Source organism: Nocardioides sp. DN36, assembly GCF_055380375.1.
This window is the reverse complement of record NZ_AP043823.1, coordinates 981,813-1,002,605: the sequence shown is the minus strand read 5'-3', so window position 1 is coordinate 1,002,605 and position 20,793 is coordinate 981,813. Positions and strand designations below refer to the sequence as shown.

The 20,793-nt window shown below is 71.3% G+C and carries 18 protein-coding genes and 1 riboswitch; of the genes, 10 read left to right on the top strand and 8 right to left on the bottom strand.

The features are described from left to right. Positions 1 to 2 precede the first annotated feature (2 nt). Positions 3 to 326 (bottom strand): hypothetical protein, encoded by a 324-nt coding sequence (locus ACZ43H_RS05780; RefSeq protein ID WP_379183195.1) that lies wholly within the window; start codon positions 324 to 326, stop codon positions 3 to 5. A 156-nt stretch (positions 327 to 482) separates the two neighbouring features. Here ACZ43H_RS05780 and lpdA point away from each other — a divergent pair, with 156 nt between their 5' ends. Then, the gene (gene lpdA, locus ACZ43H_RS05775; protein WP_464588484.1) at positions 483 to 1,862 is read left to right on the top strand and encodes a dihydrolipoyl dehydrogenase; all 1,380 of its coding nucleotides are present in this window, start codon (positions 483 to 485) and stop codon (positions 1,860 to 1,862) included. Positions 1,863 to 1,913: 51 nt separating this feature from the next. After that, positions 1,914 to 3,725 carry a 2-oxoglutarate dehydrogenase, E2 component, dihydrolipoamide succinyltransferase gene (sucB, locus tag ACZ43H_RS05770; protein WP_464588482.1) on the top strand — a complete coding sequence of 604 codons (1,812 nt, stop codon included), beginning with the start codon at positions 1,914 to 1,916 and terminating at the stop codon, positions 3,723 to 3,725. A 300-nt stretch (positions 3,726 to 4,025) separates the two neighbouring features. Here sucB and ACZ43H_RS05765 read toward each other — a convergent pair whose 3' ends face one another. Both ACZ43H_RS05765 and ACZ43H_RS05760 read right to left on the bottom strand, forming a co-directional pair. Further along, positions 4,026 to 5,054 (bottom strand): ribonucleotide-diphosphate reductase subunit beta, encoded by a 1,029-nt coding sequence (locus tag ACZ43H_RS05765; protein WP_464588480.1) that lies wholly within the window; start codon positions 5,052 to 5,054, stop codon positions 4,026 to 4,028. Further along, complete coding sequence (locus ACZ43H_RS05760) at positions 5,051 to 7,483, bottom strand: ribonucleoside-diphosphate reductase subunit alpha (protein WP_464588479.1); 2,433 nt, start codon at positions 7,481 to 7,483, stop codon at positions 5,051 to 5,053. Before ACZ43H_RS05760 ends, ACZ43H_RS05765 begins: the two co-directional genes overlap by 4 nt. Before the next feature lie 132 nt (positions 7,484 to 7,615). Continuing rightward, positions 7,616 to 7,832, bottom strand: a riboswitch (cobalamin riboswitch). A 90-nt stretch (positions 7,833 to 7,922) separates the two neighbouring features. Between ACZ43H_RS05760 and ACZ43H_RS05755 the strand changes: the two genes are divergently transcribed. Beyond that, positions 7,923 to 8,816 (top strand): TIGR01777 family oxidoreductase, encoded by an 894-nt coding sequence (locus ACZ43H_RS05755; RefSeq protein WP_464588478.1) that lies wholly within the window; start codon positions 7,923 to 7,925, stop codon positions 8,814 to 8,816. A 12-nt stretch (positions 8,817 to 8,828) separates the two neighbouring features. Here ACZ43H_RS05755 and ACZ43H_RS05750 read toward each other — a convergent pair whose 3' ends face one another. The 3 genes from ACZ43H_RS05750 to ACZ43H_RS05740 all read right to left on the bottom strand — a co-directional run bounded on the left by ACZ43H_RS05750 (position 8,829) and on the right by ACZ43H_RS05740 (position 12,214). Next, positions 8,829 to 11,588 (bottom strand): response regulator, encoded by a 2,760-nt coding sequence (locus tag ACZ43H_RS05750; protein WP_464588476.1) that lies wholly within the window; start codon positions 11,586 to 11,588, stop codon positions 8,829 to 8,831. Between the two features lie 69 nt (positions 11,589 to 11,657). Further along, the gene (locus tag ACZ43H_RS05745) at positions 11,658 to 11,813 is read right to left on the bottom strand and encodes a hypothetical protein (protein ID WP_464588475.1); all 156 of its coding nucleotides are present in this window, start codon (positions 11,811 to 11,813) and stop codon (positions 11,658 to 11,660) included. Then, the gene (locus ACZ43H_RS05740) at positions 11,810 to 12,214 is read right to left on the bottom strand and encodes a hypothetical protein (protein WP_464588473.1); all 405 of its coding nucleotides are present in this window, start codon (positions 12,212 to 12,214) and stop codon (positions 11,810 to 11,812) included. The genes ACZ43H_RS05745 and ACZ43H_RS05740 overlap by 4 nt, the downstream gene beginning before the upstream one ends. Before the next feature lie 68 nt (positions 12,215 to 12,282). Here ACZ43H_RS05740 and ACZ43H_RS05735 point away from each other — a divergent pair, with 68 nt between their 5' ends. The 6 genes from ACZ43H_RS05735 to ACZ43H_RS05710 all read left to right on the top strand — a co-directional run bounded on the left by ACZ43H_RS05735 (position 12,283) and on the right by ACZ43H_RS05710 (position 17,708). Further along, positions 12,283 to 13,188, top strand: coding sequence for an alpha/beta hydrolase (locus tag ACZ43H_RS05735; RefSeq protein WP_464588471.1), 906 nt, complete (start codon positions 12,283 to 12,285; stop codon positions 13,186 to 13,188). Between the two features lie 21 nt (positions 13,189 to 13,209). Next, on the top strand, positions 13,210 to 13,941 hold the full coding sequence (gene lipB / locus ACZ43H_RS05730) for a lipoyl(octanoyl) transferase LipB (protein WP_464588470.1): 732 nt from the start codon (positions 13,210 to 13,212) through the stop codon (positions 13,939 to 13,941). Positions 13,942 to 14,026: 85 nt separating this feature from the next. Then, positions 14,027 to 14,974 carry an ABC transporter ATP-binding protein gene (locus ACZ43H_RS05725; RefSeq protein WP_464588469.1) on the top strand — a complete coding sequence of 316 codons (948 nt, stop codon included), beginning with the start codon at positions 14,027 to 14,029 and terminating at the stop codon, positions 14,972 to 14,974. Beyond that, positions 14,971 to 15,966: a hypothetical protein gene (locus ACZ43H_RS05720; protein ID WP_464588468.1), complete on the top strand. Its 996-nt coding sequence runs from the start codon at positions 14,971 to 14,973 to the stop codon at positions 15,964 to 15,966. Before ACZ43H_RS05725 ends, ACZ43H_RS05720 begins: the two co-directional genes overlap by 4 nt. A 43-nt stretch (positions 15,967 to 16,009) precedes the next feature. Then, the gene (lipA, locus tag ACZ43H_RS05715) at positions 16,010 to 16,951 is read left to right on the top strand and encodes a lipoyl synthase (RefSeq protein WP_464588466.1); all 942 of its coding nucleotides are present in this window, start codon (positions 16,010 to 16,012) and stop codon (positions 16,949 to 16,951) included. 40 nt (positions 16,952 to 16,991) lie between these two features. Continuing rightward, a complete protein-coding gene (locus tag ACZ43H_RS05710; RefSeq protein WP_464588464.1) occupies positions 16,992 to 17,708 on the top strand; it encodes a DUF4191 domain-containing protein in 717 nt (238 codons plus the stop codon). A 60-nt stretch (positions 17,709 to 17,768) separates the two neighbouring features. Here the strand turns inward: ACZ43H_RS05710 and ACZ43H_RS05705 are convergent, their stop codons facing one another. Continuing rightward, positions 17,769 to 18,584: an SCO4651 family lipoprotein gene (locus tag ACZ43H_RS05705; RefSeq protein WP_464588462.1), complete on the bottom strand. Its 816-nt coding sequence runs from the start codon at positions 18,582 to 18,584 to the stop codon at positions 17,769 to 17,771. A gap of 123 nt (positions 18,585 to 18,707) precedes the next feature. Beyond that, positions 18,708 to 19,115, bottom strand: a complete 408-nt coding sequence (locus ACZ43H_RS05700) for an RDD family protein (protein WP_464588460.1) — start codon at positions 19,113 to 19,115, stop codon at positions 18,708 to 18,710. A 188-nt stretch (positions 19,116 to 19,303) separates the two neighbouring features. Between ACZ43H_RS05700 and glnA the strand changes: the two genes are divergently transcribed. Then, complete coding sequence (gene glnA / locus ACZ43H_RS05695; protein ID WP_464588459.1) at positions 19,304 to 20,728, top strand: type I glutamate--ammonia ligase; 1,425 nt, start codon at positions 19,304 to 19,306, stop codon at positions 20,726 to 20,728. Positions 20,729 to 20,793 lie beyond the last annotated feature (65 nt).

Genomic DNA, 20,793 nt, shown 5'->3' with positions numbered 1-20,793 from the left:
GATCAGAGCCCCTGCTGCTTGCGGCGGCGGTTGTAGTCGCGCATCCGCTGCGGCACGCCCACCACGGCGGCGTCGTACGACGGCACGTGGTGGCTGTTGCAGAAGCGGTGCGCCCAGTCGACCGACGGCACGCGACGCCGGGTCCACTCACCGTCGTGGGCGACGAGGAGCAGCGTCACGTCGCTGACCGCGGTGCGCGGCTCGACGAAGCCCTCGACACCTCGCCGCGCCGCGACCCACTCGTTGAGGTGCTGCTCGTCGACCCGGCTCGCGGCGCGGACGCGCGTCGAGCCGGTGCGTGCAGCGTCACGAGCAGGCCGGCTCATGCGAGCACCTGAGCCACGGCGGAAGCGGTCGAACAAACCCATGCCACCGATTGTGCCTCGTTGCTACTCACCAGTCGCTCAAGGCCGGTGTGGACACGGTTGTCAGAAGTGCAAAGATGGGGCCGACAATCGCCCGTAACACTCGGAAGGACCAGCGTGGCCGACGCCGACTACGACGTACTCATCCTCGGCGCAGGCTCCGGCGGCTACGCCTGCGCCCTGCGCGCAGCCCAGCTCGGGCTGACCGTCGGCCTCGTCGAGAAGGGCAACCTCGGCGGCACCTGCCTGCACGTCGGCTGCATCCCGACCAAGGCGCTGCTGCACGCCGCGGAGGTCGCCGACTCGGCCCGCGAGTCCGCCCAGTTCGGCGTCCGCGCGACGCTCGAGGGCATCGACATGGACGGCGTGAACTCCTACAAGGACGGCGTCGTCTCCCGGCTCTTCAAGGGCCTCAGCGGACTCATCAAGTCCCGGGGCATCACCGTCATCGAGGGCGAGGGCAGGCTCACCGGTCCCAAGCAGGTGACGGTCGGCGGGACGACGTACTCCGGCACGCACGTCGTGCTGGCCTCGGGCTCCTACTCCCGGTCGCTGCCCGGCCTCGACATCGACGGCGAGCGGGTGATCACCTCCGAGCACGCGCTGCGCCTCGACCGGGTGCCCTCCTCGGTGATCGTGCTCGGCGGCGGCGTGATCGGCTGCGAGTTCGCCAGTGTCTGGAAGAGCTTCGGCGCCGACGTGACGATCGTCGAGGCGCTCCCCCGGCTGGTGGCCGTCGAGGACGAGGCGTCCTCCAAGGCCCTCGAGCGGGCCTTCCGCAAGCGCAAGATCGACTTCCGCACCGGCACTCCCTTCCAGAGCGTCAAGCACACCGAGACCGGCGTCGCCGTCACGGTCGAGGGTGGTGACGTCATCGAGGCGGAGCTCCTGCTGGTGGCGGTGGGCCGCGGCCCGTCGACCGACGGCCTCGGCTACGACGAGCAGGGCGTCGCCATGGAGCGCGGCTTCGTGCTCGCCGACGAGCGCTGCCGCACCAACCTCGACGGCGTCTACGCCGTCGGCGACATCGTCCCCGGTCTTCAGCTGGCCCACCGCGGCTTCCAGCAGGGCATCTTCGTGGCCGAGGACATCGCCGGCCTCGACCCGCAGCCCATCGACGAGGCGGGCATCCCGCGCGTCACCTACTCGCACCCCGAGATCGCCTCCGTCGGGCTCGACGAGGCCAAGGCCTCGGAGAAGTACGGCGCCGACGGCATCGAGACCGTCACCTACGACCTCGGGGGCAACGGCAAGAGCCAGATCCTCAAGACGCAGGGCTTCGTGAAGCTGGTGCGCCAGAAGGACGGCCCGGTCGTCGGCATCCACCTCGTCGGCGATCGTGTCGGCGAGCTGATCGGTGAGGCGCAGCTGATCTACAACTGGGAGGGGCACGCCGAGGACGTGGCTCCCCTGGTCCACGCCCACCCGACCCAGAACGAAGCCCTCGGCGAGGCCCACCTGGCCCTGGCCGGCAAGCCCCTGCACGCCCACTCCTGACCCGAACCACCACCAGAACTCCACACGAAGAGACGCGAGCGAAGGAACTCCATGGCCACCGAAGTCAACCTGCCGGCACTCGGCGAGTCCGTCACCGAAGGCACCGTCACCCGCTGGCTGAAGTCGGTCGGTGACACCGTCGCCGTCGACGAGCCGCTGCTCGAGGTCTCCACCGACAAGGTCGACACCGAGATCCCCTCGCCGGTCGCGGGCACCCTGCTCGAGATCAAGGCGCAGGAGGACGACACCGTCGAGGTGGGCGCCGTGCTCGCCATGATCGGCGACGAGGGCGAGTCCGCCGGCGACGCCGGCGGCTCGGACGAGTCCGCCCAGCAGGCGGAGGAGCAGGCGGACGAGCAGCCCGCCGAGGACCAGGCCGAGGAGCAGCAGGCCGAGGAGCCCGCCGCTGCCGAGGAGCCGGCCCCGGCCGCCGAGGAGGCAGAGAAGCCCGCAGCCGAGACCAAGCCCTCCGGCGGTTCCGGCACGTCGGTCACCCTGCCCGCCCTGGGCGAGTCGGTCACCGAGGGCACCGTCACCCGCTGGCTGAAGAAGGTCGGCGAGGAGGTCGCGGTCGACGAGCCGCTGCTCGAGGTCTCCACCGACAAGGTCGACACCGAGATCCCCTCCCCCGTCGCCGGCACCCTGCTCGAGATCAAGGTCGAGGAGGACGAGACGGTCGAGGTCGGCGCCGAGCTGGCCGTCATCGGCGACAAGGACGCCGCGCCCGCCGAGAAGGCCCCCGAGCCGGAGCCCGAGCCGGAGCCGAAGCAGGAGGAGAAGGCGCCCGAGCCGGAGCCGGAGCCCAAGCCCGAGCCGAAGCAGGAGGAGAAGGCGCCCGAGCCGCAGAAGCAGCCCGAGCCCGAGCCGCAGCAGGCGCCGGCCGCCAGCGCCCCTGCGCCGGAGGCCACCGTGAGCTCCGACCGCGGCGAGCAGGCCGGCTACGTCACCCCGCTGGTCCGCAAGCTCGCGACCCAGCACGACGTCGACCTGTCGACCGTGACCGGCACCGGCGTCGGCGGCCGGATCCGCAAGCAGGACGTGCTCGAGGCCGCCAAGGCCAAGGAGGCCCCGGCGCCCGCGCCGGCCGCCGCCCCGCAGGCACCGGCCGCTGCGTCCTCCGCGCCTGCCGCTGCGCCGACGACCCCGTCGCCGCTGCGTGGCAAGACCGAGAAGATGTCGCGACTGCGCAAGATCATCGCGTCCCGGATGGTCGAGTCGCTCCAGACCTCGGCCCAGCTGACCCAGGTCATGGAGGTGGACGTCACCAACATCGCGCGGCTGCGCGAGGCGGCGAAGGCCGACTTCCTGGCCCGCGAGGGCGTGAAGCTGACCTACCTGCCGTTCTTCGCCAAGGCAGCGATCGACGCGCTGAAGGTGCACCCGTCGCTGAACGCGACGATCGACACCGAGGCCGGCGAGGTCACCTACTTCGACCGCGAGAACGTCGCGTTCGCGGTGGACACCGAGAAGGGCCTGCTCACCCCCGTGGTCAAGGACGCGGGCGACCTGTCGATCGCCGGGCTGGCGAAGAAGATCGCCGACGTCGCCGAGCGCACCCGCACCAACAAGATCGGCCCCGACGAGCTGTCCGGCGGCACCTTCACGATCACCAACCTGGGCAGCTTCGGGGCGCTCTTCGACACCCCGATCATCAACAAGCCGCAGGTCGCGATCCTCGGCCCCGGCGCGGTCGTCAAGCGCCCGGTGGTCATCGACGACCCGAACCTCGGCGAGACGATCGCCGTCCGTTACATGGTCTACCTGTCCCTGTCCTACGACCACCAGCTGGTCGACGGCGCGGACGCGGGCCGGTTCCTCAAGGACGTCAAGCAGCGCCTGGAGTCCGGCCAGTTCGAGGTCTGAGCACGACCTGACACGAGGCCCCGGTGACCGCAAGGTCGCCGGGGCCTCGTGCACGTCACCGGGGCTCGTGCCCGCCGAGTCGGCGCTGCTTGACGCTCATGCTGGTCAACCAGCGCCGACTCGGCGTACCGCTGAGGTCAACGAGCGCCGACTCGGCGTACTGCCCGGGGTACTTCAGCGCCGAGTCGGCGTTGCTTGACACATCTGCTGGTCAACCAGCGCCGACTCGGCGTACTGCCGGGGGTACATCAGCGCCGACTCGGCGTGCCCCGGGACGTCAGAAACGTGCCGGACTATCTCCTAGAAGTCGTCGTCGAAGCTGACCTGGCCGGTGACCCCGACCTGGTACGCCGAGACCCGGCGCTCGAAGAAGTTCGACAGCTCCTGCACGTCCTGCAGCTCCATGAACAGCAGCGGGTTCTTCGAGCCGTAGATCCTGGGCAGGTCGAGGCGCTCCATGCGCTGGTCGGCGACGTACTCCAGGTAGGACCGCATGTCGGCGGTGGACAGACCCGCCACACCCTGCCCGAGCAGGTCCTCGGCGAACTGCGCCTCGGCGTCGACCGCCTCCGTGACCATCTCCCGCACCCGGGCCGCCAGCTCGTCGTCGAACAGGTCGGGCTCCTCGGCCCGCACCGTGTCGACCACGTCGAACGCGAAGGCCATGTGCATCGACTCGTCGCGGAACACCCAGTTCGTCCCGGAGGCCAGCCCGTTGAGCAGCCCGCGGGAGCGCAGGAAGTAGACGTAGGCGAAGGCACCGTAGAAGAACAGCCCCTCGATGCAGGCCGCGAAGCAGATCAGGTTGAGCAGGAAGCTGCGCCGGTCCTCCTTCGTCTCGAGGCGGCGCACGTCGAACAGCTCGTCGATCCAGCGGAAGCAGAAGTCCGCCTTGTGCTTGATCGAGGGGATGTTGTCCACGGCGGCGAAGGCCTCGTGCCGCTCCTTCTCGTCGGGGACGTAGGTGTCGAGCAGGGTCAGGTAGAACTGCACGTGCACCGCCTCCTCGAACAGCTGCCGCGACAGGTAGAGCCGGCCCTCGGGCGAGTTCACGTGCTGGTAGAGGTTGAGCACCAGGTTGTTCGCCACGATCGTGTCGCCGGTGGCGAAGAACGCGACCAGCCGCGACACCAGGTGCCGCTCGGCGGCGGACAGCTTCGCGAGGTCCCTGAGGTCGGTGTGCAGGTCGACCTCCTCGACCGTCCAGGTGTTCTTGATGGCGTCGCGGTAGCGCTCGTAGAAGTGCGGGTAGCGCATCGGCCGGAGGGTGAGGTTCATCCCCGGGTCGAGCAGCATCCTGGTGTCGGTGGTGTCCGTGGTCGTCGTCATTCGCAGGCCTCGCAGGTCTCGGGGTTCTCCAGGGAGCAGGTGGTTCCTGAGGAGGCGACGGAGGAGCCGTCTCGAAGGGCGACCGCTTCCTGATCGGGGACGGCGGCGCGCGCGGCACCGACGGTCGTCTGCTGGATGCGCGTCGCGGGCCGCGAACGCAGGTAGTACGTCGTCTTCAGCCCGGCCTTCCACGCGTGGAGGTACATCGAGCTGAGCTTCCCGATGGTCGGGCTGGGCAGGAACAGGTTCAGCGACTGGCTCTGGTCGACGTACGGCTGCCGGGCCGCGGCCATGTCGACCAGCGCCCGCTGCGGCAGCTCCCACGCGGTCCGGAAGAGCACCCGCACGTCCTCGGGGATCGCGGCGATCCCCTGCACGGATCCCTCCTGCCGCTTCACCTGCTCGCGCACCTCGTTGGTCCACAGGCCTCGCGAGCGCAGCTCACGGACCAGCGCGGCGTTGACCTGGAGGAACTCCCCCGACAGCGTCTCGCGCTTGAAGAGGTTCGACACCTGCGGCTCGATGCACTCGTAGCAGCCGGCGATCGAGGCGATCGTGGCGGTCGGCGCGATCGCCACCAGCAGCGAGTTGCGCAACCCGTGCTCCGACACCTGCTCGCGCAGCCGGGCCCAGCGCTCGGTCTGGGTCGGCGTCACGCCCCACAGGTCCGGCTGCAGGTCGCCCCGCGCCGCGCGGGTGTCGGCGTACGCCGGGTGGGCACCGTGCACCGCGGCCAGCTCGGCCGAGCGCTCGAGCGCGGAGAGGTAGATCTCCTCCGCGACCCGGGTCGACAGCTCCCGAGCCTCGTCGGAGTCGAACGGCAGCCCCAGCGCGAAGAAGACGTCCTGCAGCCCCATGCAGCCCAGGCCCACCGGCCGCCAGCGCGGGTTCGACGCCGCCGACTCCGGGCTCGGGTAGTAGTTGATGTCGATGACCCGGTCGAGATAGGTCACCGCCGTGCGCACGGTGGCGCGCAGCTTGTCCCAGTCGAGCTCCCTCGGTTTCGAGACGCTCGCTGACGCTCGCTCCTCGACCAGCGGACGCAGGTGCTGGGCGAGGTTGACCGAGCCGAGGTTGCACACCGCGGTCTCGGCGTCGCTGGAGACCTCGATGATCTCGGTGCACAGGTTCGACAGGTGCACGACGTTGCCCGGCACCGCGGTCTGGTTGCAGGTGCGGTTGGACGCGTCCTTGAACGTCATCCAGCCGTTCCCGGTCTGCGCGAGGGTGCGCATCATCTTCGCGTAGAGGTCACGCGCCCGCACCCGGCGTACGACGCGACCGTCGGCCTCGGCGGCCCGGTAGGCCCGGTCGAACTCCTCGCCCCACAGGTCCGGCAGCTCGGGCGCGGCATCGGGGTCGACCAGGCTCCACTCCTCGTCCGCCTCGACCCGGCGCATGAACTCGTCGGGCACCCAGTGGGCCAGGTTGAGGTTGTGGGTGCGCCGGGCGTCCTCGCCGGTGTTGTCGCGCAGCTCGAGGAACTCCTCGACGTCGGGGTGCCACGGCTCGAGGTAGACGCACGCGGCCCCCTTGCGCCGGCCGCCCTGGTTGACCGCCGACACCGAGGCGTCGAGGGTGCGCAGGAACGGCACGATCCCGTTGGAGTGGCCGTTGGTGCCGCGGATCAGGGCCCCGCGGGAGCGCACCCGCGAGAACGAGATGCCGATGCCGCCGGCGAACTTCGACAGCGCCGCCACCTGTCCGTAGCGGGCGTAGATCGACTCCAGCTCGTCGCGCGGGCTGTCGACGAGGTAGCACGACGACATCTGGGTGTGCCGGGTCCCGGAGTTGAACAGCGTCGGCGAGCTCGGCAGGTAGGCCAGCGAGGCCATCAGCCGGTAGAGCTCGATCGCCTCGGCGGGGGTGGTCGCCAGCCCGCAGGCGACCCGCATCAGCCAGTACTGCGGGGTCTCGACCACGAGCCGGGTCTCCGGGTGGCGCAGCAGGTAGCGGTCGTAGACGGTGCGCAGCCCGAAGTACTCGAAGCGCAGGTCGTTGGCGGTGTCGATGGCCTGGTCGAGCTTGCGGGCGTTCGCCTCGACGAAGTCGGCGGTGGCGTCCCCGACCAGCCCCTCGAGCCGACCGAGCCGGACGGACTGGCTGAAGGACGCGATCTGCTGGCCGGCGACCTCCTTCTCGACGTACGCCGCCAGCAGCCGGGCGGCCAGCCGGGAGTACTCCGACTCGTTCGCGGTCAGCTCGGCCGCGGTCTGGATCGACAGCCGGTCCAGCTCCGCAGTGGTGGCGCCGTCGTACAGGCCCGAGATGGTGCGCGTCGCCACGGTGAGCGGCTCGACGTGCGACAGGCCGGTCGCGCAGCGCTCGACCGCGCGGACGATCTTGTTGAGGTCGACCGGTTCACGGTCGCCGTTGCGCTTGCACACCGTCATCGTGGTGCGCACGGTGGGTTGGGTCGTCTGGGTCATGCTGCTCTCTCCTCGCGAGCTCGCCGGGTGCCGGGGACCTGCGAGGAGACGACGACGCGGACGCGTCCGGTTCGAGGGCGCGCCCGTGCTGTCGTGCGACCCACCCGCGAGGTCCGCGACGAACCGCGCACAGGTCGTGCGCGGGCGCTGGCAGGTCTTCGGACTCGTGGGCACAACTCTCGACCCCTACTGACCGTCGCTTCCCAGCTCCATGGTGCGGAGCCAGTGCGTGTGACGGCGTTCGTTCCCACTCACCGCTGCGGGGCAGTCCCGGACTCGCACCGGGTTCCCTCTTGCCCCGGAGCGCCACCTGCAGGCGACGCTCCGGACCAGCACGAGCACCATATCCAGTGGCGTACGCCGATCACCGGCACCACATCTTGTGTCGGCGTGTCGAAGAACGCCCGGCCGTGTTGCGGTGGCCTGTCAGGCTGTCGTCATGCGGATCGTGATCGCCGGCGCGTCCGGCTTCCTCGGGAGCAACCTCGGCTACGAGCTGCGTCAGCGCGGGCACCTGGTGACCCGGCTGGTGCGCAGGCCCGCTCAGGAGCCGGACGAGTCCACGTGGGACCCGTACGCCGGCACCTACGAGCGCGACGTCATCGAGGAGTCCGACGTCGTGGTCAACCTCGCCGGGACGCCGACGGCCGGCAACCCCCACTCGTCGCGGTGGGCGCGCGAGCTGCGCGAGAGCCGGGTGACCACGACACGGGTGCTCGCCCGCGCCGTCGCCGAGACGGAGTCGAAGCCCGCGTTCCTCGCCGGCAACGGCATCTCCTGGTACGGCGACCACGGGGACCAGGTGCTGACCGAGGCCTCCGACAGCCGGGGGCACGCGCTCCTGACCGAGGTGACCCGGGACTGGCAGGCCGCGACCACGCCGGCGACGGAGGCCGGCGCGCGCGTCTGCGTGCTGCGCACCTCGCCGGTGATGGACCGGCGCAGCGAGCCGCTCAAGCAGCTGCGGCTGCTCTTCAGGGCGGGGCTGGGCGCGCGGCTCGGCGACGGGAAGCAGTACATGGCGATGATCTCGCTGCGCGACTGGGTGGGCGCGGTGGCCCACCTCGCGGAGCACCCCACCGCCAGCGGACCGTTCAACCTCTGCTGCCCCGAGACCCCGACCAACGCCGAGTTCACCAAGGCGCTCGCCGCGGCCGTGCACCGTCCCGCGATCGTCTTCGTGCCGAAGACCGCGCTCCGGGTGGGCGCGGGCCGGATGGCGCCCGAGCTGCTGGGCTCGCTCAACGTGCGGCCGGCCGCGCTGGCCGAGTCCGGCTACGAGTTCCGGGACCGCGACGTGGACGCCGTGCTGCGCACCGGGCTCGCCGGCTGACCGCCCGCGGGCTCAGCGTACGGGCACCCAGCGCGCCAGCGTGCTCTCGAGCAGCGCGGGCACGACGGGCTTGGTCAGGAAGTCGTCCATCCCCGCGTCCCGGCAGCGGTCCCGCTCCTCCGCGGTCGCCGCGGCCGTCATCGCGATGATCGGGATCCGGCGGCCGTCGCCGCGCATGGCGCGCACCGCGCGGGTCGCGTCGAAGCCGTCCATCACCGGCATCTGGCAGTCCATCAGGATGGTGTCGAAGCCGTCGGGCTCGTCGGCCAGCGCGGCCACCCCGGCGGCCCCGTTGTCGGCGATCACGACGTCGTAGCCCAGCCCGCGCAGCACCCCCTCGGCGACCAGCTGGTTGACCTCGTTGTCCTCCACCGCCAGCACTCGCCCGCGCGACTCGGCGGTCCCGTCGCTCATCGGCAGCGGCGCGGCCAGGCGCGGCTCACCGCGGCCCCCGAGCGTGGCCAGGGTGTCGAGCAGGCGCGAGGGCAGCACCGGCTTGCCGAGGAACGCGTCGAGGCCCGCGTCGGCGAGCCACTCGGCGGCGGGCTCGACCGCGGACGACAGCAGCGCGAGGCGGGTGTCGCGGTGCCGCTCCTCGGCGCGGATGATCCGCGCGAGCTGCTCGCCGTCGGCGCCGGGCATCATGTAGTCCAGCAGCACCACGTCGTACCTCTGGTCGTGGCGGACGGACGCGTCGAGCTCGACCAGGGCGTCGTACGCCGACTCCACGACCGTCACGTGCACCCGCCAGGCCTCGAGCTGCTCGCGCAGGATGAACCGGTTGGTCTCGTTGTCGTCCACGACGAGCACGTGCAGGCCGGCGACCGCGTCCTGAAGGGTCGACCCCGTCGGCAGCGACGCCGCCGTGGCGTCCGCGAACGGCGTGGTGAACCAGAAGGTGCTGCCGACACCCGGCTCACTGACGACGCCGATCTCGCCGCCGGTCGCCTCCACGATGCGCTTGCTGATCGCGAGCCCCAGCCCGGTGCCGCCGTACTCGCGCGTGGTCGAGCTGTCGGCCTGGGAGAAGGCGGTGAAGAGCTGGCGCTGCGCGTCGGGCTCGATCCCGATGCCGGTGTCGCGCACCTCGACCCGGACCCCCTCGGGACCGGCGCCGGCGCGGACGACGACCTCGCCGACGGAGGTGAACTTCACGGCGTTCGAGACCAGGTTGGTGATCACCTGGCCGAAGCGGACGGGGTCGCCGCGCACCATCGACGGCATCTCCTCCGCACTGGCCACCACGAGCTCGAGGCCCTTGGCGCCGGCCCGCTCCGCCACCAGCCCGACGCTCTGCTCGACGATGCTGCGGGGGTCGAAGTCGACCTCCTCCAGGTCGAGGCGACCCGCCTCGATCTTGGACAGGTCCAGGATGTCGTTGACCAGCGCGAGCAGCGAGCGGCCCGCCTGGTCCACCCCCTCGGCGAGGCGACGCTGGTGGGCGGTGAGGTCGGTCCGGCTGAGCAGCTCGCTGAGGCCGATGACGCCATTGAGGGGCGTGCGGATCTCGTGGCTCATGGTGGCGAGGAACTCCGACTTGGCCCGGGACGCGGCCAGCGCGTCGTCGCGCGCGGCGGCGAGCGCCTTGCCGGCCTCCTCGCGCTCCGAGACGTGGGCCAGCAGCACCAGCGTCTGGGCGAAGATCCCGACGTCGGACGCGGCCGCCTCCTCCCGGACCCCGGTGTCGGAGACCACCACGCAGGCGATCCGCTCGCCGGCCAGGGCCGGGCCGGCGATCAGCACGGCGCCATCCGGCCCCGGCGCCTGGACGACGGTGCGCTCGGCGACAGCCCGGGTCGCGAGGTCGCGGGCGGCGGCCAGCACGTCCTCGTCGTACTCGTTCCAGCCGGTCGGGAAGTGCACGAGCTCGCGCGCGTCGGTGGGGTCGGGGGCGGACACGAGCACCGCGGGCCACCGGGCGTAGGGGCGGACCACTGCCTCCGAGGCGACGAGCACGTCGACCAACGTGTCCGACTCGTTGGCCGCGGCGGCCATCGCGCTGAGGAACTCCAGGCCCTGCTCCGCCTCCTTGCTCTCGGTGACATCCTGCACCGTGCCACCGAGGCGGACGACCGCGCCGGAGCCGTCCCGGACCACGCGGGCGCGCGTGCGGACCCAGCGCACCCGGTCCCCGGCCGGGGTCGAGAGACGGGTGTCCATCTCCATCTCGTCCCCGTGGGCCATCAGCTCCTCGTACGCCGCCACGGCCGCGGGGCGGTCCTCGGGGTGCAGCAGCTCGAAGAACCGCTCGGCGCTGGGCGTGAAGGTCGCGGGGTCCTTGCCGACGAGCCGGTAGAGCTCGTCGGACCAGTGCAGCTCGCCGACCCCGACCTCCCTCTCCCAGCTGCCGATCCTCGCGATCGACTGCGCCTCGGCGAGCTGCACCTCGCGATGACGCAGCTCCTCGAGGATCCGGTGCTGCTCGGTGTGGTCGCTCAGGCGGTGCAGCCAGCCGCGGTGGCGACCATCCTCGTCGAGCAGCGGCGTGTGGCTGACCAGCGCCCAGAAGGAGCTCCCGTCGGCCCGGACCAGCCGCAGCTCCTGGTCCGCTCCGGGCTCACGCGCGTCCCGGAGCCGGTCGAGGTGGGCCAGGAAGGCCCGGCCTCCCTCCTCGTCGAGGGCGTCCGTGACGGACAGGCCGTCCATCTCCGCGCGGGAGCGGCCGAGCATCCGGGCCATCCGCTCGTTCGCGTACGTCGTCAGCCCGGCGTCGTCGAGGACCCACAACCCGTCCGGGACGGCGCGCACCACCCACGACTCCACTGCCTCCATGTGCCGCATGCTTCCGCACCGAGGGCCGCCGCGTCCGCGACGTGCCCGGATTCGTCGGTGATCGTCCGTTCACGCCGCCGGACGGGGCCGGTCACGCACCTCGGCGACCCGCCACTCCCCCGCCGCCCGGACCAGCACGACGGTGCGCGTCGACGGCTCGTCCCGGGGAAGCACCACGCGGCGACCCGCGCCCACGGCCACCGCGTTCGCCAACCGGTCGGTCACCGCGACCTCGAGCCGCGCCGGGCCACGCTTGCGCACGTCGACGCCAGGGGTCCGCCAGTGCGAGCCATGCGGGCCAGCAGTTGCATCCGCATCCCGCGCACCCGCAGGCCTCGGTGGTTCCACGACTCGAGCATGGCCACGTCGCGACGCCCGGCGGCCGAGCCGGGCACGTACAGGTCCCGCAGGGCGGCCACGTCGCCGCGCGCCCACGCCCGGGCCCGGCGTACGTCCCAGGCCCGCAGGGCCGCCGCCGGGTCCCGCGTCGCGGCCGCGGCCACGACCGGGTGGGCCGGCGACAGCCGTTCGCGGGCCAGGCCGGTCAGCACGGCGGCCGCGGTGACCACCGCGGCGAGGACCAGCAGGGCGAGGAGCGTGCGCGGAAGCAGGCGAGACGTGTCCATGCAGTCTCCCTACCCCGTACGGCGGGTCCGTCCGCGGGTTCTCCACAGGCCGGCCCCACACTGACCGGGTGAACGAGAAGCGACTGGGACGCCGGGCCCTGCTGGCGGGTGGCGCCGCCGTCGTCGCGGCCTCGGCGGGCGCGGCGCTCGGCGTCGAGCAGGGCGTGCTCCCGGGGCGACCGTGGCTCCAGGCGCACCTCGGGCTGAACGGGGACGCGGGGGTCGTGCCGGACATCGAGCCCGGCCGCGCCGTCACCGGCTCGTTCGTCTCCGCGCACCGGCTCGGCGCCCCGACCGGCTGGTCGATCCTCCGACCGCCCGGCCGCCACGGCCCCCTGCCGGTCGTCGTCGCGCTCCACGCGCTCGGCCAGACCCACGCGACCCTGACCGGGCCGGCGATGGGGCTGGACCGCTTCCTCGCTGCCTCGGTCGCGGACGGCACGCCCCCGTTCGCCATCGCGACCGTGGACGGCGGCACGTCGTACTGGCATCCCCGCCCCTCCGGCGAGGACGCCGGCGCGATGGTCGTCGACGAGCTCCTGCCCCTGCTCGCCGACCACGGCCTGCTCACCGAGCACGTCGGGCTGATCGGCTGGTCGATGGGTGGGTACGGCGCGCTGCGGCTCGCCGGCCTGCTCGGCGCCGACCGGGTCCGCGCGGTCGTCGCCTCCAGCCCGGCGCTCTGGTCCGACCCGGACGAGGCGTCCTCCAGCGGGTTCGACTCCCCCGACGAGTACGAGCGCTGGTCCGTCATGGACCACCAGTCCGACCTGCAGGGCGTCGCCGTCCGCGTCGACTGCGGGACCGGCGACCCGTTCTACCGCGACGTGCAGGACTACGTGGCCGGCTTCTTGCCCGACGCGGACGTGACCAGCACCTTCGAGCCGGGCGCGCACGACGCGGCGTACTGGCGCCGGATGCTGCCGGACCAGCTCGCCTTCCTCGGGGCACACGTGCCCCCGGCGACCCGATAGCCCGGGAGTAGGGTCGGGCCCGTGAGCGACCTGACCTTCCGGAACGTCGGACTCGGTGACGACGCGGTGGACTACCTCGCCGCCTGGGACCTCCAGCGCGACGTGCACGCCGCGGTGGTCGAGGGCGAGCAGCCCGACACCGTCCTGCTGCTCGAGCACCCGCCGGTCTTCACCGCCGGCAAGCGCACCGACCCCCACGAGCGACCGGCCGACCCCGGCGGCGCGCCCGTCATCGACGTCGACCGCGGCGGCAAGATCACCTTCCACGGGCCCGGCCAGCTGGTCGGCTACCCGATCGTCACGCTGCCGGACCACGTGAAGGTCGTCGACTACGTGCGCCGGGTCGAGGAGGCCCTGATCGCGGTCTGCGCCGACCTCGGCGTGACCACCGCGCGGGTGCCGGGGCGCAGCGGGGTGTGGCTGCGAGCGGACGAGAAGGGGCCCGAGCGCAAGATCGCGGCGCTCGGGATCCGGGTCAGCCGGGGCGTCACCATGCACGGCTTCGCGCTCAACTGCGACGTCGACCTCGGGTGGTACGACCGCTTCGTCCCCTGCGGGATCGCGGACGCCGGCGTGACCTCGCTGAGCACCGAGCTCGGTCGCGACGTCACCGTGGCCGAGGTGCTGCCCAGCGTGGAGCGTCACCTCACCGACCTCCTGTCCTGGGAGCCCTACACGGCGACACCGGACTACGAGCCGCGGCCCGAGCCCGCCCACGGGCCCCGGATCGAGCTGATCTCTCCCGGGGTCTGACGGCGCGTCCTGCCGGTCCCAGCGGGTTTCGCTTGTCAGGATCTCCCCCCGTGCCCGTCGTCCGCGGGCACGAAGGGGGACGGACATGAGCGAGCTGGTCATCGAGACCACCGGGCTGCGCAAGGAGTTCCGCACCCGCGCGGGAGCCCTGCGCGTGGCGGTGCAGGACCTCGACCTGGCGGTGCCGTACGGCGGCGTGCACGGCTTCCTCGGCCCGAACGGGTCCGGGAAGACGACGACCATCCGGATGCTGCTCGGGCTGGCCCGCGCCACCCGTGGCTCGATGCGGCTGTTCGGCGAGGAGGTGCCGCGGCGGCTGCCGCAGGTCATCGGCCGGGTCGGTGCCGTCGTCGAGTCGCCGAAGTTCGCCCCGAAGTTCACCGGCCGCCAGAACCTCCTGCTGCTGGCCGGCTCGATCGGCGCCCCCGGGTCCCGGGTCGACGCCGCCCTCGAGACGGTCGGCCTGACCGGCCGCGACCGGGACCGCTACAAGTCCTACTCGCTCGGCATGAAGCAGCGGCTGGCGATCGCGGCCACCCTGCTCAAGGACCCCCGGCTGCTGGTCCTCGACGAGCCCACGAACGGGCTCGACCCGGCCGGCATCCGGGAGATCCGCGACACCATCCGCACGCTCGGCGAGACCGGCACGACCGTGCTCCTCAGCTCGCACATCCTCGGCGAGGTGCAGCAGGTCTGCACCTCCGCGACGATCATCGGCAACGGCCGGATGCTGGCCAGCGGACGGGTGGAGGACCTGCTCGGTGGCGGTACGGCGTACCGGGTGGCCGTGCCCGACCCCGCCGCGGCCGCCGGGGTGCTCGAACGGGCCGGCTTCACGGTCTCGGCAGCGACGCGGGAGACGGTCGACGTCGACACCGGCCAACCGCCGGAGGAGATCACCCGTGCCCTCGCGGAGGCGAAGATCTGGCTGTCCGGGCTGACCCCGCTGCGCGCCGACCTCGAGACCGTGTTCCTCCAGCTGACGGCGGCCGACACCCTCGGCCGCGACGACACCCCGGCGGGTGCGCGATGAGGGCGCTGCTGCGGGTCGAGCTGACCCGGCTGCGCTGGCGGCGTGCGGTGCTGCTGCTCGTGGCGGCCTGCGTCGTCGTCCCGGCCGTGATCTGGGGAGCCACCGCGTGGAACACCCGTCCGGTGTCCGCGGCCGAGAAGGCGGAGGTCCAGCGGCTTGCCGAGGAGCAGGCCCAGGACCCGATCGTGCTGCGCCAGGTCGAGAAGTGCGTGGCGAGGCCCGACCGGTTCGGCATCGGCGGTGGCGACGTGCGGGCGGCCTGCGAGGACATGATGGTCCCGCAGGTGGACCAGTACTACTACCGCCCGACGCTCGACCTCGACCAGGAGCTGGACGGCTCCGGGATCGGCGTCGCCGTCGTGCTGACGATGCTGCTGCTCCTGCTCGGCACGACCTTCGTCGGCCACGACTGGAACAGCGGCTCGATGAGCAACCAGCTGCTCTTCGACCCACGCCGGAACCGGGTCTGGGCGGCCAAGGGGCTGGTCGTGCTGCTCGCCGGGCTGGTGGTGGCGGGCGCGGTGCTGGCGGCGTACTGGACCGGCCTGTGGGCGCTGGCGGTGCACCGCGACCTGGACGTGCGCGACGGCGTCCTCTCCGATGCCTACGGCCAGGCGCTGCGCGGCACCCTGGTCGCGGGCTTCGCGGGCCTGGGTGGCTACGCCATGACCATGCTGTTCCGCAGCACGGTCGCGACGCTCGGCACCCTCTTCGCGGTGGCCGTCGCCGGCCCGCTGCTGATCACCCTGCTGGGCTTCCCCGGCCACCAGCGGCTGATGCCTCAGAACAACTACGCCGCGGTGATGCTCGACGGCATCACGTTCACCGACTACAACAGCCGCTCCTGCGTCGAGGCGGGCGACTCCGCGATGCCCGGGGGTGGCTGCCGGGTGCGGGTCACCACCGCCGACGGCGCCGCCTACTTCGGCGGGCTGCTGCTGCTCGCGGGCGTTCCCTCCGTGCTGTCGTTCCGACGTCGGGACGTGCCCTGAGCCGAATTGGGCGGCCCCCGGCCCCGGCGTACAGTTGGGCGACGTGACCCAAGCCCCTGCACCCGAAGGACGCAAGCTCCTCCGCCTGGAGGTCCGCAACGCCGAGACTCCCATCGAGCGCAAGCCCGAGTGGATCAAGACGCGGGCCAAGATGGGGCCGGAGTACAAGCACCTGCAGAACCTCGTGAAGTCCGAGGGCCTGCACACCGTGTGCCAGGAAGCCGGCTGTCCCAACATCTTCGAGTGCTGGGAGGACCGCGAGGCGACGTTCCTCATCGGTGGCGACCAGTGCACCCGCCGCTGCGACTTCTGCCAGATCGACACCGGCAAGCCGCAGCCGCTGGACCGTGACGAGCCGCGCCGCGTGGCCGAGTCGGTGCAGGCCATGGAGCTGCGCTACGCCACCATCACCGGCGTCGCCCGCGACGACCTCGAGGACGGCGGCGCCTGGCTGTACGCCGAGACCGTGCGCGCCATCCACGAGCTGAACCCCGACACCGGCGTCGAGAACCTGATCCCGGACTTCAACGGCAAGCCCGACCTGCTGCGCGAGGTCTTCGAGTCCCGCCCCGAGGTGCTGGCCCACAACGTGGAGACGGTGCCGCGCATCTTCAAGCGGATCCGTCCCGCGTTCCGCTACGAGCGCTCGCTGGACGTCATCACCCAGGCCCGCGACTTCGGCCTGGTCACCAAGTCAAACCTGATCCTCGGCATGGGCGAGACCCGCGAGGAGGTCAGCCAGGCGCTGCGCGACCTGCACGACGCCGGCTGCGAGCTGATCACCATCACGCAGTACCTCCGCCCCTCGGCCCGGCACCACCCCGTGGAGCGGTGGGTCAAGCCCGAGGAGTTCGTGGAGCTCAAGGACGAGGCCGACCAGATCGGCTTCTCGGGGGTCATGTCGGGCCCGCTGGTGCGTTCGTCGTACCGGGCCGGACGGCTGTACCGTCAGGCCATGGACGCCCGTCAGGGCTCCTCCGTCTGACCCTCACGCACCTCACGAACGAAGAAGGCAGCAGACCGCCATGGCGAAGGCCCCGCAGACCCCTGATCCAGACAAGATGAGCCGCCGCAAGCAGTTCGTCGAGACCTTCAAGATGGCCCGGAAGACCGACCCGGCCATCGGGCTGTGGGTCGGGGGCGCTTTCGTCCTCGGCGCCGCCGTCGGCTACCTGCTGTTCTGGCTGCTGCCCGGCGAGGGCGCGCTCGGCATCGTCCTCTCCGTCGTCGGCGCGCTGCTCTTCGGCTCTCTGGCCGCACTGATCATCTTCGGCCGCCGCGCCCAGCGCGCGGCGTACGGCCAGATGGAGGGCCAGCCGGGAGCCGCCGCGGCCGCCCTGCGGATGCTGCGCCGGGGGTGGAAGACCGACCCGGTGATCGCGTTCAACAAGCAGCAGGACGTCGTGCACCGCGTGGTCGGCCCGCCCGGCATCGTCCTGGTCGGCGAGGGCAACCCCAACCGGCTGCGCCAGCTGATGACCAACGAGCGCCGCAAGCACGAGCGCGTCGTGGCCGACGTCCCGATCCACGAGGTCGTCTGCGGGAACGGCGAGGGCGAGGTCCCGCTCGCGCGCCTGGTCCGCCACGTCAGCAAGATGAAGCGTCAGGTCAAGCCCGCCGAGATGACCGACATCCTCGGCCGGCTGCGGGCGCTGGACGCCAACCGCCCGAACGTCCCGCTGCCCAAGGGCCCGGTCCCGACCAGCATGAAGGGCATGCGCCAGAACATGCGCGGGCGTTAACGGCCCGGATGCACGAAGGGCCCGGTCCTCCCCCTGGAGGACCGGGCCCTTCTGCGTCGATCAGCCCATCGAGGGCATCTCGGTCACCTGGTCCGACGGCGGCGCCTCGATGCTGACGTCCTTGCCGAAGTCGGAGAGCGTCATCTCCATGGTGCCGATCTTGCCGAGGTCGATGGTCATCTTGGTGATCCGGTCCTGGTCGTCGAGCCACACGTCGTAGCTCAGCTCGTCGGGCATCCCGGCCCCGGACGCGGCCTGGCCGGTCTCGCCCATCCCGTCGAGCATCTTCTGGGTGTCGACGGTGACCTCGTACTGGTCCTCGCCGTCCTGCTCGCCCTGGTAGGTGACGGTCTTGATGCCCTCGCCGAAGGACTTCAGGGCCTCCTGCGGGTCGAGCTGGCTGCCCAGCGAGCCGAACGGGCTGTTGGGGTCGTTGAGGTCCATCTTGAGGTACTTGTCGCCGCCCATGCCGGGTGCCTTCATGTAGAAGACCTTGTCCACCAGGATCACCTGGATGTCGCCGCCGGCCATGTCGCTGGACATGGTCATGTCCATGGCGGGCGAGTCCTGGGTGTAGTCGACGTCGCCCTCACCGGTCATCGAGCCGGTCTGGCCGGCCGACATGCTCATCGACTCGTGGGCGGTGGTCGTGTTCTCGAAGCCGTTCTCGAACCTGTCGGTGAAGTCGGCGGGGTCGACGGAGTCGCCGGCCTGCAGGTCGTCGGTGGACGAGCCCGACGAGCCCGACGAGCCGGACGTCGACGAGGAGTCCTCGGCCTTGGCTCCGTCGTCGGAACCGCACGCGCTGAGGGAGACGAAGGCCAGGGGCAGGACGGCTGCCGCGGCGAGACGGCGCAGCGTTGCGGGACGAGACATGGGTGGAGCCTTCCGAGTTGAAGATGTGGTGACCCCCAGCATCTCCTGTCCCACCAACCCGGAAACCCGCCGGCCCCAGAAACCTCAGGAGCAACGGGACAGGGCCCGGCCGAGGAGCCGGGCCTAGGCCGCGGGCCGGCCCTTCGCGGTCTCGAGGGTGACGGTGGCGGTGCCGGCCATGATGTCGTGCAGGCCGCGGCCGTCGGGGCGGAAGATCAGCGGCGGGATCACGGCGGCGACCAGGATGCTGCGGGCCAGCGCGGGCAGCAGCCCGACCGGGCGCCCGCTGCCGTCGCTGCGTACGACGCGCAGCCGGGTCGCGAGCTTGCCGAAGGAGCCGCCGGACAGTGCCGTCAGCAGCGCCGACTCGACGATGAAGACCAGCACGACGTACCACTGACCGGTCTGGTTCTCGGGGCCGTAGACGGGGGTGAAGAGCGAGACGGCGAGGAGGCAGGCGAACCAGTCCACGAGGAGCGCGAGCATGCGCCGGGGCCAGGACGCGGTCTCCCACACGGTCGTGCCTGTCACGCGGTCAGCGTAGAGCGCCGGTCCTCGCGCCCGCCGGTCGGGCCACCTGTTACATGCGCGAAACAAACCGGATACGGTCAAGAAACTGCCCCTGCCTAGGTTGGCGGGCAGGTCCGAGGCAGCGCCGCTTCGGTCCCCTATTGCAGACTTTTGCCGGCTGGCACCCGCTGGTCAGCCAAGGAGGACGAATGTTCCAGAACAGCGACGAGCTGCTCGCCTATGTCAAGGACGAGGGCGTCGAGATGGTCGACGTGCGGTTCTGCGACCTGCCCGGTGTCATGCAGCACTTCACCGTCCCGGTGTCGTCGTTCGACCAGTCGGTCTTCGACGACGGACTGAACTTCGACGGTTCCTCGATCCGGGGCTTCCAGGCCATCCACGAGTCCGACATGTCGCTGTTCCCGGACCCGACCACGGCGTACATCGACCCGTTCCGTGCGGCCAAGACGCTGGTCGTGAACTTCTTCATCCACGACCCGCTCACCGGTGAGGCCTACTCCCGCGACCCGCGCAACATCGCCCGCAAGGCGATGTCCTACCTCGCCAGCACCGGCGTCGGCGACAAGGCGTTCTTCGCCCCCGAGGCCGAGTTCTACGTCTTCGACAACGTGCGCTTCGAGACCAAGGCGAACGCCGGCTACTACGAGATCGACTCGCAGGCCGGCGCCTGGAACACCGGTGCGGCGTTCGAGAACGACAACCGCGGCTACAAGGTGAAGTACAAGGGCGGCTACTTCCCCGTCGCCCCGACCGACCACTTCGGCGAGCTCCGCGACGAGATGGTCATCGAGCTCGAGAAGGCCAACCTGCAGGTCGAGCGCGCCCACCACGAGGTCGGCACCGCCGGCCAGGCGGAGATCAACTACCGCTTCGACGAGCTGCTCAAGGCCGCCGACGACGTGATGAAGTTCAAGTACATCATCAAGAACGTCGCCTGGCGCAACGGCAAGACCGCCACCTTCATGCCGAAGCCGATCTTCGGCGACAACGGCTCGGGCATGCACGTGCACCAGTCGATCTGGAGCGAGGGCTCTCCCCTGTTCTACGACGAGACCGGGTACGGCGGCCTCTCGGACATGGCCCGCTACTACATCGGCGGCATCCTCAAGCACGCGCCGTCGCTGCTGGCCTTCACCAACCCGACGGTGAACTCCTACCACCGCCTAGTGCCGGGCTTCGAGGCCCCGATCTCGCTGGTCTACTCCCAGCGCAACCGCTCGGCCTGCGTCCGCATCCCGATCACCGGGTCGAACCCCAAGGCCAAGCGCATCGAGTTCCGTTGCCCCGACCCGTCGGCCAACCCCTACCTCGCCTTCTCGGCGCTGCTGCTGGCCGGCCTCGACGGCATCAAGAACAAGATCGAGCCCGCCGCCCCGATCGACAAGGACATCTACGAGCTGCCGCCGGACGAGATGGCCGACATCGACCAGGTCCCGACGTCGCTGGGCGCCGTGCTCGACAACCTCGAGCGCGACCACGACTTCCTCACCGCCGGCAACGTCTTCACGCCGGACCTGATCGAGACGTGGATCGACTACAAGCGCCAGAACGAGATCCTGCCGGTGCAGCTGCGTCCGCACCCGCACGAGTTCGAGCTCTACTACGACATCTAGAACCGGGCCGATCGGACGCCCCTCGCACCCCGCTGACCTGCGGTGGAGCGGGGGGCGTTTCCGTG

Bases quoted from the DNA above. Each gene is read 5' to 3' on its own strand.
- ACZ43H_RS05780 (WP_379183195.1), bottom strand. From the start codon at position 326: ATGAGCCGGCCTGCTCGTGACGCTGCACGCACCGGCTCGACGCGCGTC.
- sucB (WP_464588482.1), top strand. From the start codon at position 1,914: ATGGCCACCGAAGTCAACCTGCCGGCACTCGGCGAGTCCGTCACCGAA.
- ACZ43H_RS05765 (WP_464588480.1), bottom strand. From the start codon at position 5,054: ATGACGACGACCACGGACACCACCGACACCAGGATGCTGCTCGACCCG.
- ACZ43H_RS05760 (WP_464588479.1), bottom strand. From the start codon at position 7,483: ATGACCCAGACGACCCAACCCACCGTGCGCACCACGATGACGGTGTGC.
- ACZ43H_RS05755 (WP_464588478.1), top strand. From the start codon at position 7,923: ATGCGGATCGTGATCGCCGGCGCGTCCGGCTTCCTCGGGAGCAACCTC.
- ACZ43H_RS05750 (WP_464588476.1), bottom strand. From the start codon at position 11,588: ATGGAGGCAGTGGAGTCGTGGGTGGTGCGCGCCGTCCCGGACGGGTTG.
- ACZ43H_RS05740 (WP_464588473.1), bottom strand. From the start codon at position 12,214: ATGGACACGTCTCGCCTGCTTCCGCGCACGCTCCTCGCCCTGCTGGTC.
- ACZ43H_RS05725 (WP_464588469.1), top strand. From the start codon at position 14,027: ATGAGCGAGCTGGTCATCGAGACCACCGGGCTGCGCAAGGAGTTCCGC.
- ACZ43H_RS05720 (WP_464588468.1), top strand. From the start codon at position 14,971: ATGAGGGCGCTGCTGCGGGTCGAGCTGACCCGGCTGCGCTGGCGGCGT.
- ACZ43H_RS05710 (WP_464588464.1), top strand. From the start codon at position 16,992: ATGGCGAAGGCCCCGCAGACCCCTGATCCAGACAAGATGAGCCGCCGC.
- ACZ43H_RS05705 (WP_464588462.1), bottom strand. From the start codon at position 18,584: ATGTCTCGTCCCGCAACGCTGCGCCGTCTCGCCGCGGCAGCCGTCCTG.
- glnA (WP_464588459.1), top strand. From the start codon at position 19,304: ATGTTCCAGAACAGCGACGAGCTGCTCGCCTATGTCAAGGACGAGGGC.